Below are 14,979 nucleotides of genomic sequence, written 5' to 3' on the forward strand. Positions count from 1 at the left end.
AAAAGAAATGGAAAGTATCATGGTCTCAAATTCAGGATCCCTCCATCGGCAAACACTGGTAAACACCGGTGAACCACTGAGGGTTGCAGTCATAGGCGCAGGTTACTGGGGGCCCAACCTAGCTCGAAACTTCAAGGCAAGCCCAGACTGGGAGCTGTCCGCCATTGTGGATCAGGATCTCGCCCGGGCGCTGAAGGTGGCTGGCCCATTGGGCGATGTGCCGGTCTTCGAATCATTGACGGCGCTGTTCGGCGCAATCGAGATTGACGCCGTCGCGATTGCCACGCCGGCGCGCACCCACCACCTCGTCGCTCTGCAGGCACTCGAGGCAGGAAAACACGTTTTGGTGGAGAAGCCGCTGGCCGCCAGCCGAGAGTTGGGGCTGCAAATGGTCCAGGCAGCGGCAGATGGCGGCCTGATCCTGATGGCGGACCACACCTACTGCTACACGCCTGCCGCCCTGAAAATTAGGGAACTGATCGAAGCCGACGAGCTCGGTGAGATCCTGTTCATTGATTCCGTCCGGATCAACCTGGGTCTTGTCCAGCCCGACGTCGATGTGTTTTGGGATCTGGCACCCCACGATCTATCAGTCATTGACTTCATCCTGCCAGGCGGTCTAGCGCCGGAGTCGGTTGCCGCGCACGGTGCCGATCCCTTGGGAACGGGCAAAGCATGTGTGGGTCATTTGACCTTCGCCTTGCCCAACAATGCGATGGCGCATATCAACGTCAACTGGCTCAGCCCAACCAAGATTCGCCAAATGATCATAGGCGGGACCAAACGGACCCTGGTGTGGGATGACCTTGTGCCCCAGCAACGGATCAGCGTCTATGACCGCGGCATCAACTTTGAGAAGGCCGGTACTTCCGCGGCCCAGCGCAAGGCACAAGCCATCTCCTACCGACTGGGAGATACCTGGTCGCCAGCACTTCCCGAAAAAGAAGCACTGGGGCTGATGGTTGCGGAGTTTGCGGAAAGCATTCGTCAGGGGCGGCCTTCGCGTACCAGCGGCCTGGCTGGGATGCGGGTTCTCAATGTTTTGGAGGCTGCAAGCCGCAGCCTTGCACTTGGCGGGGAAAAAAGCTTCGTCGCCAGCAATGACGTTCAACTGGAGGGAACACGATGAGCAAGCTCGAAGGCGCAAATATTCTAGTGACGGGCGGGGCCGGAACCATCGGCTCCACCATCGTTGACCAGCTGCTGGAGGCCGGGGCCGCCCATGTTGATGTGCTGGACAATCTGGTCCGCGGACGCAGAGGAAACCTGGCGCAGGCGCTGGCCACAGGCAAGGTGGCCCTTCATGAGACGGATCTGCGTGACCGTGACGCCGTCCATGACCTGACCCGCGGCAAAGACATTGTGTTCCACCAGGCAGCCATCCGCATCACCCAGTGTGCTGAAGAACCCCGGCTGGCTCTGGAGGTCCTGGTCGATGGCACCTTCAACGTCATTGAGGCAGCTGCGGAGCACAAGGTTGGCAAGCTCATCGCCGCTTCCAGCGCCTCGGTCTACGGAATGGCAGAGGCGTTCCCCACCACCGAACGCCATCACCATCACAACAATGACACCTTCTACGGGGCAGCCAAGTCCTTCAACGAGGGAATGATCCGTAGCTTCAGGGCAATGACGGGTCTGGATTACGTCCTGCTGCGGTACTTCAACGTTTACGGTCCCCGCATGGACGTCCACGGCCTGTACACGGAGGTGCTGGTGCGCTGGATGGAACGGATTGTCGATGGCCAGCCTCCGCTGATCTTCGGTGATGGACAGCAGACCATGGACTTCGCCTACACGGTGGACATTGCCAGGTCCAACATTTTGGCCGCTGCCAGCGACGTCAATGAAGGTGTCTACAACATTGCCAGTGGAACCGAAACATCGCTGTTGGAGCTGGCCCAAGCACTCTTGCGGGTCATGGATTCCTCGCTCCACGTCGAACACGGTCCGGAGCGTGCCGTCAACGGGGTGGTTCGGCGACTGGCGGATGTTTCCGCTGCAAGGACGGATCTGGGGTTTGAGGCCTCCACACAATTGGAGGACGGGCTCCGGGAACTTGTTGACTGGTGGCGGCCGTTGCGTGAAGAAATTGCCGCTGGCCGATCCGTCGGGGCAGGTTCGCGATGAGTATTTCCGCAGCACACGATGTGGCGGCGCTCCCGCGCATCAATGTCATGAAGCCGTGGCTGGGCACAGAGGAAGCTGATGCCGTGGCAGCAGTCATTGCCTCAGGATGGGTAGCTCAGGGCCCCAAGGTGGCCCAATTCGAGGCCGAGTTTGCGGCAGCACAGCAGGCAGCTTCGGCTGTCGCCACCTCAAATTGCACGACGGCGCTGCACCTCGCTTTGGTGGTGGCCGGGATCAAGGCGGGTGACGACGTCGTGCTTCCTTCGTTCTCCTTCATCGCCACAGCCAACGCGGCTACCTACGTGGGTGCCAGGCCGGTCTTTTGTGATGTGGAAGCGGCCACCGGCAATGTCACCGCAGAAACCATCGCCGCCGCCCTCACCAAATGGACGAAAGCCGTGATCGTGGTAGATCAAGGCGGCATGCCCGTGGATCTGGAACCGATCCGGGCCCTGTGCGATCCGCAGGGGATTGTGGTTATTGAGGATGCCGCCTGTGGCGCCGGGTCCACGTACCATGGCCGGCCTGTGGGAGCAGGGGCCGAGCTCGCGGCGTGGTCTTTCCATCCGCGCAAGATCCTGACCACGGGGGAGGGCGGCATGCTCACCAGCTCCCGCCTCGAATGGGCGCAGCGGGCCGCGAAGCTGCGCGAACATTCCATGAGCGCGTCGGCCGCCAGCAGGCATACCTCGGTGCTGGCCCCACCGGAGGAATACACAGAAATTGGCTTCAACTTCCGCATGACAGACATGCAAGCGGCAGTTGGTTTGGTTCAGTTGGGCCGGCTCCCCGAAGCCGTGGCGCAGCGTCGGCGGATCGTGGCACGCTACACGGAAGCCTTGGCGCACGTACCGGGCCTGCGGCTTGCTCAGGACCCCACCTATGGAACCAGTAACTTCCAATCGTTCTGGATGGAAGTGCTTCCAGGGTTTGGCAGCACCCGTGAGGAGCTGCTGGAACATCTGGCCCATCAGGGCGTTTCGGCCCGACGCGGCATCATGGCAGCGCACCGCCAGCCGGCCTATGCAGAGATGGACTGCGGGGCGGCGGAGCTATCAGTCACCGAACGGCTCACAGAGAACACCCTGATCCTGCCGGTCTACCACCAGTTCACCGAAGCCGAGCAGGACCGCGTCATTGACGCCGTGAAATCCGCGGGGAGGCACTAGCCATGGCGGATCTGATCCTGATCGCCGCCAGCGGGCTGGCCCGCGAAGTCCTTGCCTCCACGCGTTCGGCAGGAACAGCGTCGGTCATTGGATTTCTTGATGACGACCCTGCGCTCGCCGGTACTTTGCTGAACGGTATTCCAGTGCTTGGCCCCATCGCCAACGCAGTGAACTACCCGGCCGCCCAATTTGTTGTGTGCGCAGGCAAGGGGTTGGTTAGGGATCAGATCGTCCGACGGTTGCAACTCCTTGGCGTCGAAGCCGGTCGCTATGCCACAGTCATTGATGCCACGGCCGTGGTCCCGTCTGGAACGGTGGTGGGGGAGGGCAGTATCTTGCTCGCCAACGTGGTTCTGACGGCGGAAGTCCACCTGGGACGGCATGTGGTGGCGATGCCCAACGTGACCATGACGCACGACGACGAGTTGGCTGACTTTGTCACGCTGACGGCCGGTGTCTCTCTCGGCGGGGGAGTTCGGATCGGCCGATTCGCCTACCTGGGTATGAACTCCAGCGTGCGCGAACGGTGCACAGTTGGCGCCGGTGCCACGGTAGGGATGGGTGCCGCCGTCGTCCATGACGTGCCCGACGGCGAAACCTGGGTCGGCGTCCCGGCCCGCCTATTGGGGACACTCCTCGAACGCGAAAATGCCAACATTGAAAGCGGGAACCATGGCTGAGAAACTGCATATTCCATTGGTTGACTTACAAGTGCAACAAGCTGAGATTGCTGACGATATTCGTGAGGAAATTGATGACGTCCTGTGGTCGGCGTCCTTCATTGGCGGCCCCGCTGTTGGGCGTTTCGAAAAAGCGTATGCGCAGTTCTCCGGAACAGGGCATTGCATTGGGGTGGGCAATGGCACCGATGCTTTGGAACTAGCACTGCGGGCGAGTGGCGTGCGTGCCGGTGGAGAAGTGATCTTGCCGGCAAATTCATTCGTTGCGACGGCGGAAGCTGTGGCACGGATGGGGGCGGTCCCGGTTTTGGTGGATGTTGATCCGCACCATCTGCTCATTGATCCGGCGAAGGTTGCCGAAGCAATGGGTCCCAAGACTCAGGCGATCGTGCCAGTCCACTTGTTTGGTCAGCTGGCGCCCATGCCGGAGATCATGGCACTTGCAGAGGGTACCGGGATAGTGGTCATTGAAGATGCCGCTCAGTCCCAAGGAGCCCAGCGTGGAGGGCAGGTGTCAGGTTCCTTTGGAACAGCCGCCGCTACCAGTTTCTATCCCGGTAAGAATCTTGGGGCAGCCGGTGACGCGGGTGCTGTGACGACTAATGACGCCGACATCGCCGCAATGGTCCGGGTGCTCGGTGCTCACGGCAGTTCTGCGAAGTATGTTCATGATGTAGTCGGCATGAACTCCCGGTTGGACACCATCCAGGCAGTGGTGCTGGATGCCAAACTCAAGCGCTTGCCCCGTTGGAATGCCATGCGGCGCGAAGCCGCCGCTCAATATGGTGACCTGCTTGCCGGCGTTTCGGAAGTGAAGTTGCCCACCGACAGGCCCGACTACGAGGACGTGTGGCATCTATATGTAGTGCAGCTTGATGATCGTGATTCCATGGTCGATGCCCTCAATGCCGCTGGTATTGGAGCTGGCATCCACTATCCAACACCAATCCACCTGACCAAGGCTTTCTCATTCTTGGGCAAGGGCACAGGAGACTTCCCTGTGACAGAGGCAGCGGCGGCCCGCATCATGTCCCTGCCGATCTTCCCGCACATCCTGGTGAAGCAGCAGGAACGGGTAGTCAAGACTCTGCGCGAAGCGTTGCGAGCACGGTGAATTCTCCATGACGGCGCCACTTCGAGTGAAGAATCCAGCGACACCCACGGCATCCAGAGCATTCATGCTGAGCCTGCTCAACACCATCATTTCCCGTTTCGGCACCATCGGGATTGGTATTGCGCTGGCTAGGCTGCTGGGTCCGGAACAGTTCGGTACCTATGCCATAGCGTTTGTGGCACTCATAGCCATATTGAGCTTCAACGAACTGGGTGTCAGCTTGGCCATTGTCCGCTGGCCGGGAGATCCCAAGGAAATTGCTGGAACAGTCACCACAATTTCCGTGGTCAGCAGCACAGTCATCTTTATTGGTGCGTATCTAGGCGCACCGTACTTCGCGGCGGCCATGGGGGATGCCGAAGCCACCAATGTGGTCCGGGTCATCGCCACCTGTGTTGTCATCAATGGCGCCGTTGCTACGCCTGCTGCTCTGATGCAGCGGGACTTTCTGCAAGGCCGGCGAATGGTCATTGACCAGGTCAACGTCTGGCTGGGAGCCATAGTATCGGTGCTGCTCGTGGTTGCCGGGCTCGGGGCCATGAGCCTGGCCATTGGGCGGGTGCTGGCGAGTGTTGTGGCAGCAATCATGTTCATCAAGTACTCACCGCTGCCTGTTCGATTTGGCTTCAACAAGGATAAATTGCGTCCGCTGCTGGTGTTTGGCCTGCCCTTGGCCGGTTCCAGCATCGTGGTTTTTGCTGTTGGATATGCGGACCAGATAGTGGCCGGGCGGATTCTTGGGGCCACGGCGTTGGGCTTTTACGTTCTTGCCTTCAACCTTTCGAGTTGGCCCACCAGCATCTTCTCCCAGCCCCTCCGAGGTGTTGCGCCACCCGTGTTCGCAAAGCTGCAGCACGATCCGCCAGCCATGCGCTCCGCCATGTTGTCGCTGACAGGGGTAGTCACGGCGGCAGTGATCCCGGTGGTGGCCGTCATGGCGGGTGTCGCAGTGCCGCTGGTGACTTTTGTTTACGGAACTCCGTGGGTTCCGGCTGCAACGGCGCTTGTCTGGCTCGCCGCCTTTGCTGCCTTCAGGATCCTGTTTGAACTGGTCTACGACTACCTAGTGGTTTTGGGTAGCTCAGGACCGATCTTCAAGGTGCAGATTCTCTGGCTGCTGATCCTAATTCCTGCACTGCTTGCCGGCGCACACTGGGGTGGGCTGGCCGGATTGGCGGCGGCACCGGTTGCCGTGGCCGCTCTGGTGGTACTGCCGATCTACCTGAAGATGCTCAAGTCCCGGGGATTCCGTCTAACCGACTTTGCGGCCAAGGTGTGGCCGGCCGTGGTGGCTGTGGTGCCAGTAGCGGTTGGCAGTCGTTTTCTGGCACTAACCATTGAGACTGACTGGCTGGCGGTTCTTGCTGCAGCTGGGCTCGGAATAGTGGCCATGGTGCTGTTACTCATTGCTGACCGTAAGGACCTCATTGCCATTCGCAACTGGGGCAAGGAACAGGAGACGGTAGCGTGAAGATTCTTGTCTATCCGCATGACATGGCCATTGGTGGTAGCCAGCTTAACGCCATCGAACTGGCGGGCGCTGTAAAGGCGCTGGGCCATGATGTTGTAGTTTATGGTCAGCCTGGGCCGTTGGTGGACCGGGTGAGTGAATTAGGTCTGGAGTTCATACCGTCACCGGCAGTTCATCGCCGGCCCACGCCAAGTGTAGCTAGTCATTTGCGCCGGGTTGTGAAGGAACGCGGCATCGATGTGGTTCACGCCTACGAATGGCCGCCAGCTCTCGAAGCGGCTCTAGCGTGTGCGGGCTCATCGGGGGCCGTGGCTACTACCACTGTCATGTCCATGTCAGTTGCCCCGTTCATCCCTGCAAATATGCCGTTGTTGGTGGGTACCGAACAGATTCTTGCGGTTGAGCGTGCACGAGGCAGGGAACAGGTGGGGTTGCTCGAGCCGCCCGTGGATATGGTGCTCAACGACGCCGAGATCAATTTCCAATCAGATAAATTTCTTGCAGAGCTCGGCGCAGATACGGAAACTTTTACCGTCTCGATAGTTTCCCGACTAGCCCACGAAATGAAGCTCGAAGGCATCCTATGCGCAATTACGGCCGTTGGCTGGCTCAATTCTTTGCATCCGGTCCAGCTCATCATCACTGGAGACGGACCGGCAAGGAATGAGGTCCAAGCCCAGGCACAGGCAATCAATGAGGCCCTAGGAGTTCAGCGGATCTTTCTCGCTGGGGAAATGGATGATCCCCGAGCTGCTTACGCTTGCGCGGATGTCAGCATCGGCATGGGAGGCTCGGCATTACGAGCCATGGCCTTTGGGTCTCCGTTGATTGTGCAGGGCGAACAGGGGTTCTGGCAGTTGCTGGACGAGTCCTCAGTTCAGACTTTTCTGTGGCAAGGCTGGTACGGAGTTGGTTCGGGAAGCGAAGGGTCCGTTGAGGCTTTGGCGGAGACTCTTGAAAGCTTGTTCGAGGCGCCCACATTGCGCACCCACCTTGGAGAGTACGCTCGGGCACTCGTGCAAGAGCGCTTTTCGCTAGAAGTTGCCGCACAGAAGCAAGTGGCTTTCTATCAACAGGCTGTGGCCGCACCTCGGTCGCAAACACGAAGCAAGATTGGGCATGCAGGTACTTCGGCCAGGCGTTTCCTGAGCTACAAAACAAGCCAACTCAAGGCGAAGATTGCAGGCCGGTATTCACTGGATGACTTCAACGCCCATCCCGTCGCTCAGAACAAGCAGGTGCAGAAATGAATTCCACGTCCGGGCACCTTGTCGTGATGATCGCAGGAAGCCGGTGGGAAAACACTCGAGGAACCGACCATCGATTGGCGGAAGCATTGGCGAAGAGGTCGTTGGTGCTGTGGGTGGATCCACCGGTGCCGTTGGCCGGGCCGGCATCCGGCGGGTGCCCCCCGATTCGGCCCGGGTACGCCTTGGACGGTCTGAAACCAGGGTTGTTGCGCCTGCGTGTTGCGGCTCCTCCCGGATTCACTAGGCCCTTGCTTCGAAGCGTGGCCAACAAGCTTGTTGGCAGGGCAATCCGCGCAACACTTCAGACGTTGCCCATGGAACTCAGCGCAACAGTGCTGCTCTCACCGCGAGAAGTGTTCCCCACTGGACTGGGCGGCACAAAGGTACTGCACGTAACTGACGATTGGATTGCTGGATCGGCCATGATGGGGTTATCGGAGCAGAAGGTCGCGGAAACGTTGCAGCGCAACATCGACACAGCCGATGTTGTCTGCGTTGTGTCTCCGTCATTGAGTGGCCTGATCACACAACGAAACCCGAACAAGACGCCAGTAGTTTTGCCAAACGGCTGCCTTCCAGCACATAGTCATGGGTCCAGAAGGAGCCACCGCCGGGCAGCGGCTGCGCTTGTAGGGCAGCTCAATGAGAGGTTGGATTTTGATTTGCTGGATCAACTGGTCAGCAGCGGTGTCAAAATTGAAGTCATCGGACCCCGACGCGAACGGGACCCCCGATCACGGCAGCGCTTGGACAAGTTCCTGACGTCAGATGGTGTGTCCTGGCTGGGAGAAATTTCTGAAGACGATGCTTTTGCTCGCATGAGCACGATGGCAGTGGGGATCACACCATATTCAGATAACGCCTTCAACCGTGCCAGCTTCCCCATTAAAACCCTTGACTACCTTGCGGCCGGAATGCAGGTTGTGAGTTCAGATTTGCCAGCGGCACGATGGCTCAATAGTGAGTGGGTGGATGTTGCTGATTCACGGGGCGATTTTGTTTCACTTGTTCACCAAGCCCTGAACGCGGACCAATCTGAAGAAGACGTTGCTTCACGCCGTAGCTTTGCCGCTGGGCATACTTGGGACTCCAGAGCTAAACAGCTGTTGGCATTGATAGCTGTAGGTGACCATTCGTGACACCTGGCTGCAACCTCCCCAAGAGTCCAATCAACATGTTCAGCTATGCCAAAGACCGGCGTGAAAGGGTGATGGACCTTGCAAATTGACCATGTACTACTAACTCGATTCAACCTCCCGACGCAAGGGGTAGAAAGTCTAGTGCGAGCGCAGGAAGGGTGGTTGCGAAACCGCCAGGCGCTTTTTGAGAGATACTGTCTTCCTGCTGTCGCGGGCCAGAATGAACGGAATTTCAAATGGGTCATCTACTTGGACACCCAGAGCCCACAATGGTTGCGCCAACGCATCACTGAGCTGGAAAAATTGGGTATTTTCACCCCGATTTATCGGGATGAGGTGCCGCATGATGTTTTGCTTGCGGATATCCATGCAGTGACGGGGGCGGGAGGGGACGTCTTGTTGACAACAAACGTGGACAACGATGACGGGCTTGCTGTCGATTTTGTGCAACGCCTGCAACTGGCAGTCAAAGATGACTCTCGGGTTGCAATATACCTTGCGCGTGGGCTGATCCAGCAAGCCGGAAAGCTGTACTTGCGTAAGGACCCTGTCAACGCTTTTTGTTCAGTTGCCGAATCATGGGACAACCCCAGTACGTGCTGGTCGGATTGGCACACGAAGCTGGGAGAGTCCATGCCTCAGGTGCAATTGCTTGGTGCCCCTGCTTGGCTGCAAGTCATTCATACCGGCAACGTGAGTAACCGTGTCCGCGGAATTCGGGTTAGTCCTGCAAAATTCCGGCATGGTTTCTTGGTTGGACTCAACGAAGTTCAGACGCCTTCGGCGTTGGATATTTTGATTGACAGGCTGGTGCTGGCGCCGATCCGGTCAAGCAAGGAGGCGGTGCGGGGGGCAGCTAAGAAACTAATTCTCGCCGTGGTCGGAAAGAAGGGCTTGGATAATTTCAAAACCCGTCTGGCAACAGGCTCATCATCGAGAACGTCATGAACAGATTTCAACTTTTCTCAGACGTCGTCACGTACGGCGGGTATATGGTTGGCGTCACACGGAGAATCAATGTAGGGGGAGCATTTTATGTTTGTTAGGGACATCCTGGTCAGCTGTCTTAGACGGTGGTATTTTGTGGTGGCGGGTCTGCTCATCACAGGCTTCATTACCTACTACGCGTTTAGTATGGTCTCGCCCACGTACGAAGCTAAAGCCAGTGTCGTATTGATCCCGCCTTCAGTCGCAGTGACAGTGGGAGACAATCCATATCTATACCTCGGTGGTCTTGAGCAAGCTTTGGGTGTTTTGCAGGTCAAGGTAGCCTCTCCGGAGGTCTCCGCTGCACTCCTGGATAAATTCCCGGGGTCCTCGATCGACATAACCAAAGACGGAACCACCTCGGGTCCCATCATGGCAGTCACCGTTGGAGCGGAATCACCCGAGGCAACCATGCAACTCCTCAAAGGGACATTGGAATTGATACCTTCGACTCTTGTCTCACTTCAAACGGAATTGAAAGTTCCTGCGAAGTCGGTCATCACTGTGATGTCCTTGTCCTCGGACATTGAACCCACCAAAATTTCCAAGAAGCAAATCCAGATGACAGCAATGGCGGGCGTTGGCGGATTGGCGGCAACCCTACTCCTAACTGGCTTCATTGACCGCCTAATGTCGCGAGAAAAGCGCTCGAAGGCGCAGGTCGACAGCATCGGATCTGAGCTACCCGAGGCACCCCTGGGATTGCGGGGAATCGTCAGTGACAATACCTCTGACGCAGCGTTGCCCATCGAGGGCCCGCATCGTCGTCCAAGGGCCCGTGCTAGGCGTAAAGACGGCGCCAGAGATGACAGCGACGAGTCGGTGGACGTTGGCACGTGAAATGCGTTCACGTGAGACCTTGATCGGCGTGAGGGGCCGCAGGGAACTGCCCCTGCCCCATGCATTGCACTCACCGGATGCGACTACTGTACTCACGGTCTATTTGTTTTTGCTGGTGGCGGTTCCCTCCGATCGAAGTATCGGTCCTTTGGGAGGTGCAGGATCCCTCTCCACCATCTTTGGCCTTGGCATGCTGCTGTGGTGGATATGGCATCAAGTGCGCCATCAACGTCCTAATGAGTTCCGCCGCGTGCAACCGGTCCGAATAGCGTTCGTAGTCTTTGTGCTATCGTTGTTGGCAAGTTATACCGTCGCTTCGTTGTCCTCGCTGCCCTTTGTTGACCAGAATGCATCCAATTTAGTTCTCCTTAACGCTGCCTCGTATGCGGGTGTTGTGTTGTTAGCCAATGACGGAATCACTGGTCGGGATCGCTTCTTAGTCTTGCTCCGACGGATATCTTTGGCAGGCGGACTGTATGCCGCACTGGGACTTGTGCAATTTTTTACCGGTCACAACGTTGTAGATTCCATCCAAATACCTGGGTTGACCTCCGGTGGAACCGGGGGAGTCGATACTCGTGGCGATTTTGTGCGACCGGAATCGACGGCACGGCATGCACTTGAATATGCGGCCGTTCTGTCCATGGTTTTGCCCGTCGCCTTGACTTTGGCGATTCGCGAATCCCATCGCACCGTCTTCTTGCGGTGGTTTCCCGTAGCTGCCATCTTCATGGCAGCATTCTTGTCAGTGACCAGATCGGCCTTGCTAGGCATCGTCGCGGTATTACTGGTACTAATCCCCACATGGGAACCTGCAGTAAAGAAAATGGCTGTTTGGGCAGCTATTGGCGGGGGAGTGGTCATGTATGCCTTAGTGCCAGGGCTCAGCGGAACTATTATCGGGATGTTTTCGGGAAATGACCCCAGTGTGGATTCCCGGACAGACAGCTTCGCTGTGGTTGGCGACTATCTTCGTATTTCCCCGATTTTTGGTCGCGGACTGGGCACAATGGGACCCCAGTACCGGATCTTCGATAATCAATACATTGGTTTCATCATAGAGATAGGGTTGATCGGTGCGGCCGCTTTCATCCTGCTTGTGCTCACCGCCATGGTCACCACGTTTCTTCGCCGTCGGGCTCCGGATCAACTGGTCGGCTCGATGGGTCCTGCGCTGAGCGCAGCAGTCTTGGCGGGAGCACTCCTGAGTGCATTCTTTGACTCATTTCACTTTCCTCAGGCCGTGGGAATGCTCTTTCTGATGATTGGTCTGTGCGGTGCGCATTGGAACATCCGTCAGGTCAATGACGCAGAGTTGCTCGCTCCAGAAATGCATGGGGCTGGGCCCCAAGAGAATACTGGTGTCAGGCGCCTAGGGGGATCGTTACTTCGACGATGGTATGCAGGGCTAGCGGTCTTGCTCTTGTTTGTACCTCTGGCCATGAGCGCCCGCTCCGCAACAGGTGTCTTCTATGCAAACTTCAACATCGATTTGCAAGCCCCGCCCGGAGCCACAAAAGGAAATGCACTTCGTACGGAAGCATCATCCATTGTGAATTTTGCGGCTGTCATTCAAAGATTGTACGAGGATGACCATCACAATTCCACGGTCCTGCCAACTACGGCGCCACTCTATGGGACGGGTCTCAGAGATGCCGTAGCCGTCTATTTACCCAGTGCCGGAGGGCAGTGGCAAACCAATTTCAACAGTCCCACAATAGCCGTGGAGATTGTGGGCTCAAGCCCTGAAGCTGTCATGGAGAAGGCGGAGCAAATTACCGGTGCCGTTGAAAAGCTGGTTGAGGACCTGCAGGGAGAGATGGGCATTTGGGAGAAGTCTCGGATCACCAGTGAACGGCAGCCAGCGCAAGTTTCAGTGAGCTATGTGCCGGTACGAACAAAGTACGCCTTGTTCTCCATTGGGGCGTTAGCAGTTGCCATGGCAATTAGCTCAGCTATTGTTCTGGACCGTGGCATTCGACAGCTTCACAGGGTAAGGGCTGCCAGAGCGAAGGAATATTCGGGGCACTAGGGCCGGCGTCAAAGCAATGTGGCGTGGTTCCTGTGCAAGGATCCACGCCACACTCTGGTTCGGAGCTAATTAGTCGATCTTGTAGATGTGGTAGCTGTATTCATTGGCGAAGTTGTCAGTGAATTTGCCGTCAGCACCCACAGCAATGGTTCGGTTCTCGTCAACCACTTCCACGGAGGTGGCCTTTATCCCGCTAGGAAGCTGGAAGACACGGCTTCCGGGCTTCGAGCTGCCATCGACCATGGCAAAGACATATGCTGAGCCGCTATAAGTCTTGAGCATCGTGTCGAGGCCGGCACCAAAGGAGTACTGGTAGGACTGAGTGTTCAGCACCGGAGCCAGCTTATGGACTTGACTGTTGACCTTGGACGCAGCATCAACCTGAGGTTCTCCACAGAAATTAGCTGTCACCTGAGATTGCCGCAACACGCTGCCACCCTGACAAGAGCCTGAGAGGCTCTGGTTGAAGTAGACCAGCCCTCGGGCCTCGTTGATGATTGAGCTCATAACCGCCCCCTGCAGTTGACCGGGGGTGATGTTTGCCGTAAATGGGCCGCCACCGGGGCCCCCATTGAGGAGTTCAATGAACTGCCATGGCGCCTGCAGCTTTCCGTCGGCCGCATCTTGCTGCCTCAGGGACTTCATTGACTTGCCGTAGCTAGAAGCCGTGCGGCAGTTCTCCTGGGTCACGGGCGTAATGTAGTTCTGACGGTAGGGGGTCCAACTACAGAACGGGACTGTGTACCAATACATGTCCAGGGACACGGCGTCGGTGTAGTTGTTCACGAACGCCTGCGAATCGGAGGCATTCATGTCGTTACTGATCACCATTTGCGTAAAGTTGGAGTAGTTAAAGCGGCCGTTGCCCGCATTCTGGTCCTTCAGCGACTGCAACCACTTACGGCCCTCGACGGGTGTGAACCGACCATCAACTTCGTCATCTAAGAAATTGCCAACCCAGTTAGTGCTGGAATCAGTGAAGGTACTGTTCAGCTTCCCTCCGATCCAGAAGACATCGTTGTCCTTGAAGAGGCTGTAGGGCGTGTTGGCGTCCATGCCAATATAGGTGTTGAAGCCGTTCTTCTTGTCATACTGTGCTTCTGCGTTGGAGCTGATGCCGTTGTACCAGACAACGACAGGGAAAAATGACGGGTCAGACCAGCCCGCATCGTTGGCGTGCTTGAACTGCTTCCAGTAGCTGGAGCCGCCCTCCCACGGGATGCGGGGGAGGTTCAACGTGCCAATGGCAGGCGGATCCGTGGGTGGTGCGGTGGTTGGCGGCGTAGTTGGGGCCACGGTGGGTGGGGCTGTGGTGGGCGCTATCGTCGGGGTCACCGTGGGTGGCGCCGTGGTGGGTGGTGTCGTGGGGGTCACGGTGGGTGGCGCGGTGGTGGGTGGTGTCGTTGGTTTCACCGTTGGAGGTGCGGTGGTGGCCGGCGCGGTGGGTGTTGAAGGGGTAAACACTACGTCAACGTAGTAGTTTGAATCCTTGTAGGTGTTGCTTGGATAGGTGCCGCCATTACCGTAGGCGTAGACGCCACCGCTGGCAAGGATGGTCAGTGGACCGTCGCTCTTAGCCTCCTTGAGCCCTTGCTCGTCCGCTGAGTAACGGCCGTTGGGCGCAATGTATGAGGCCACATATTTTTCACCTTTGGAGATCTCGACGGGCGTCGGCAACGTTACCGTCTGCCAGCCAACGGACATCCCGTCGGTGTCGGGCAGAGTTGCCGTGGCAAGGACTTTTCCTTGAGGTGACCACAAATTAACTACGTGGGGTCCTGTGTTTCTGTCGCTCCTGTAGAAACGAACAGCCGAAACAGTGCCGTCCTGCGAAGTTGTGAATTTGGCACCGAGCTCAACGGAGACCGTATCCGGGTCCACCAATGTCTGGGGCACGGAGTCTTCGATCACGGAAAGCGTGGATGCGTAGCTAGGTGTGTTTCCAGCAGTGGTTCCAATGAAAAACGGAACCAATAGTGCCAATGCTGCGATGCCAGCAATTGTTGTTTTAGGGCGTCTTGAATAGCCCCAGCGGTGCGGTGACCGCTCGGACTGCGAGTGCGCAGTAAGAGTTTCCATAGTTTGGGATAGTCCTGAGTAGTGTCGTTTTAGACCTAGGCAATCTCCCCCCGAGATCAAATCGTAACATAGCGGACTTCTGTCAATCAGG

Annotated in this window: 12 protein-coding genes; 11 read left to right on the forward strand and 1 reads right to left on the reverse strand. The window is 57.5% G+C overall.

Annotated features, from left to right (window positions below):
* Positions 1–19 precede the first annotated feature (19 nt).
* The 11 genes from CXQ93_RS02055 to CXQ93_RS02105 all read left to right on the forward strand — a co-directional run bounded on the left by CXQ93_RS02055 (position 20) and on the right by CXQ93_RS02105 (position 12,809).
* Complete coding sequence (locus CXQ93_RS02055; RefSeq protein WP_104108806.1) at positions 20–1,129, forward strand: Gfo/Idh/MocA family protein; 1,110 nt, start codon at positions 20–22, stop codon at positions 1,127–1,129.
* On the forward strand, positions 1,126–2,127 hold the full coding sequence (locus CXQ93_RS02060) for an NAD-dependent epimerase/dehydratase family protein (RefSeq protein WP_104108807.1): 1,002 nt from the start codon (positions 1,126–1,128) through the stop codon (positions 2,125–2,127). The genes CXQ93_RS02055 and CXQ93_RS02060 overlap by 4 nt, the downstream gene beginning before the upstream one ends.
* Positions 2,124–3,296, forward strand: coding sequence for a DegT/DnrJ/EryC1/StrS aminotransferase family protein (locus tag CXQ93_RS02065; protein ID WP_104108808.1), 1,173 nt, complete (start codon positions 2,124–2,126; stop codon positions 3,294–3,296). The genes CXQ93_RS02060 and CXQ93_RS02065 overlap by 4 nt, the downstream gene beginning before the upstream one ends.
* A gap of 2 nt (positions 3,297–3,298) precedes the next feature.
* Positions 3,299–3,976 carry an acetyltransferase gene (locus tag CXQ93_RS02070; protein ID WP_104108809.1) on the forward strand — a complete coding sequence of 226 codons (678 nt, stop codon included), beginning with the start codon at positions 3,299–3,301 and terminating at the stop codon, positions 3,974–3,976.
* The gene (locus CXQ93_RS02075) at positions 3,969–5,090 is read left to right on the forward strand and encodes a DegT/DnrJ/EryC1/StrS aminotransferase family protein (RefSeq protein ID WP_104108810.1); all 1,122 of its coding nucleotides are present in this window, start codon (positions 3,969–3,971) and stop codon (positions 5,088–5,090) included. Before CXQ93_RS02070 ends, CXQ93_RS02075 begins: the two co-directional genes overlap by 8 nt.
* A gap of 7 nt (positions 5,091–5,097) precedes the next feature.
* Positions 5,098–6,561 (forward strand): oligosaccharide flippase family protein, encoded by a 1,464-nt coding sequence (locus CXQ93_RS02080; RefSeq protein WP_104108811.1) that lies wholly within the window; start codon positions 5,098–5,100, stop codon positions 6,559–6,561.
* Positions 6,558–7,811: a glycosyltransferase family 4 protein gene (locus CXQ93_RS02085; RefSeq protein ID WP_104108812.1), complete on the forward strand. Its 1,254-nt coding sequence runs from the start codon at positions 6,558–6,560 to the stop codon at positions 7,809–7,811. The genes CXQ93_RS02080 and CXQ93_RS02085 overlap by 4 nt, the downstream gene beginning before the upstream one ends.
* A complete protein-coding gene (locus CXQ93_RS02090) occupies positions 7,808–8,950 on the forward strand; it encodes a glycosyltransferase (protein ID WP_146073135.1) in 1,143 nt (380 codons plus the stop codon). The genes CXQ93_RS02085 and CXQ93_RS02090 overlap by 4 nt, the downstream gene beginning before the upstream one ends.
* Before the next feature lie 78 nt (positions 8,951–9,028).
* Positions 9,029–9,898, forward strand: coding sequence for a glycosyltransferase (locus CXQ93_RS02095; RefSeq protein ID WP_104108814.1), 870 nt, complete (start codon positions 9,029–9,031; stop codon positions 9,896–9,898).
* 87 nt (positions 9,899–9,985) lie between these two features.
* Complete coding sequence (locus CXQ93_RS02100; RefSeq protein WP_104108815.1) at positions 9,986–10,777, forward strand: hypothetical protein; 792 nt, start codon at positions 9,986–9,988, stop codon at positions 10,775–10,777.
* A gap of 190 nt (positions 10,778–10,967) precedes the next feature.
* Complete coding sequence (locus CXQ93_RS02105; RefSeq protein ID WP_219817310.1) at positions 10,968–12,809, forward strand: O-antigen ligase; 1,842 nt, start codon at positions 10,968–10,970, stop codon at positions 12,807–12,809.
* Between the two features lie 69 nt (positions 12,810–12,878).
* Here the strand turns inward: CXQ93_RS02105 and CXQ93_RS02110 are convergent, their stop codons facing one another.
* Positions 12,879–14,888, reverse strand: coding sequence for a DUF4082 domain-containing protein (locus CXQ93_RS02110; RefSeq protein WP_104108817.1), 2,010 nt, complete (start codon positions 14,886–14,888; stop codon positions 12,879–12,881).
* Positions 14,889–14,979: the final 91 nt, after the last annotated feature.

Origin of the sequence: Arthrobacter sp. N199823 (assembly GCF_002929705.1) — a bacterium.
Taxonomy (GTDB): domain Bacteria; phylum Actinomycetota; class Actinomycetes; order Actinomycetales; family Micrococcaceae; genus Specibacter.

Excerpts from the sequence above, each read along its gene's own strand:
- CXQ93_RS02105 (WP_219817310.1), top strand. The coding sequence starts at position 10,968 with ATGCTGCTGTGGTGGATATGGCATCAAGTGCGCCATCAACGTCCTAAT.
- CXQ93_RS02070 (WP_104108809.1), top strand. The coding sequence starts at position 3,299 with ATGGCGGATCTGATCCTGATCGCCGCCAGCGGGCTGGCCCGCGAAGTC.
- CXQ93_RS02080 (WP_104108811.1), top strand. The coding sequence starts at position 5,098 with ATGACGGCGCCACTTCGAGTGAAGAATCCAGCGACACCCACGGCATCC.
- CXQ93_RS02100 (WP_104108815.1), top strand. The coding sequence starts at position 9,986 with ATGTTTGTTAGGGACATCCTGGTCAGCTGTCTTAGACGGTGGTATTTT.
- CXQ93_RS02065 (WP_104108808.1), top strand. The coding sequence starts at position 2,124 with ATGAGTATTTCCGCAGCACACGATGTGGCGGCGCTCCCGCGCATCAAT.
- CXQ93_RS02090 (WP_146073135.1), top strand. The coding sequence starts at position 7,808 with ATGAATTCCACGTCCGGGCACCTTGTCGTGATGATCGCAGGAAGCCGG.
- CXQ93_RS02060 (WP_104108807.1), top strand. The coding sequence starts at position 1,126 with ATGAGCAAGCTCGAAGGCGCAAATATTCTAGTGACGGGCGGGGCCGGA.
- CXQ93_RS02055 (WP_104108806.1), top strand. The coding sequence starts at position 20 with ATGGTCTCAAATTCAGGATCCCTCCATCGGCAAACACTGGTAAACACC.
- CXQ93_RS02075 (WP_104108810.1), top strand. The coding sequence starts at position 3,969 with ATGGCTGAGAAACTGCATATTCCATTGGTTGACTTACAAGTGCAACAA.
- CXQ93_RS02110 (WP_104108817.1), bottom strand. The coding sequence starts at position 14,888 with ATGGAAACTCTTACTGCGCACTCGCAGTCCGAGCGGTCACCGCACCGC.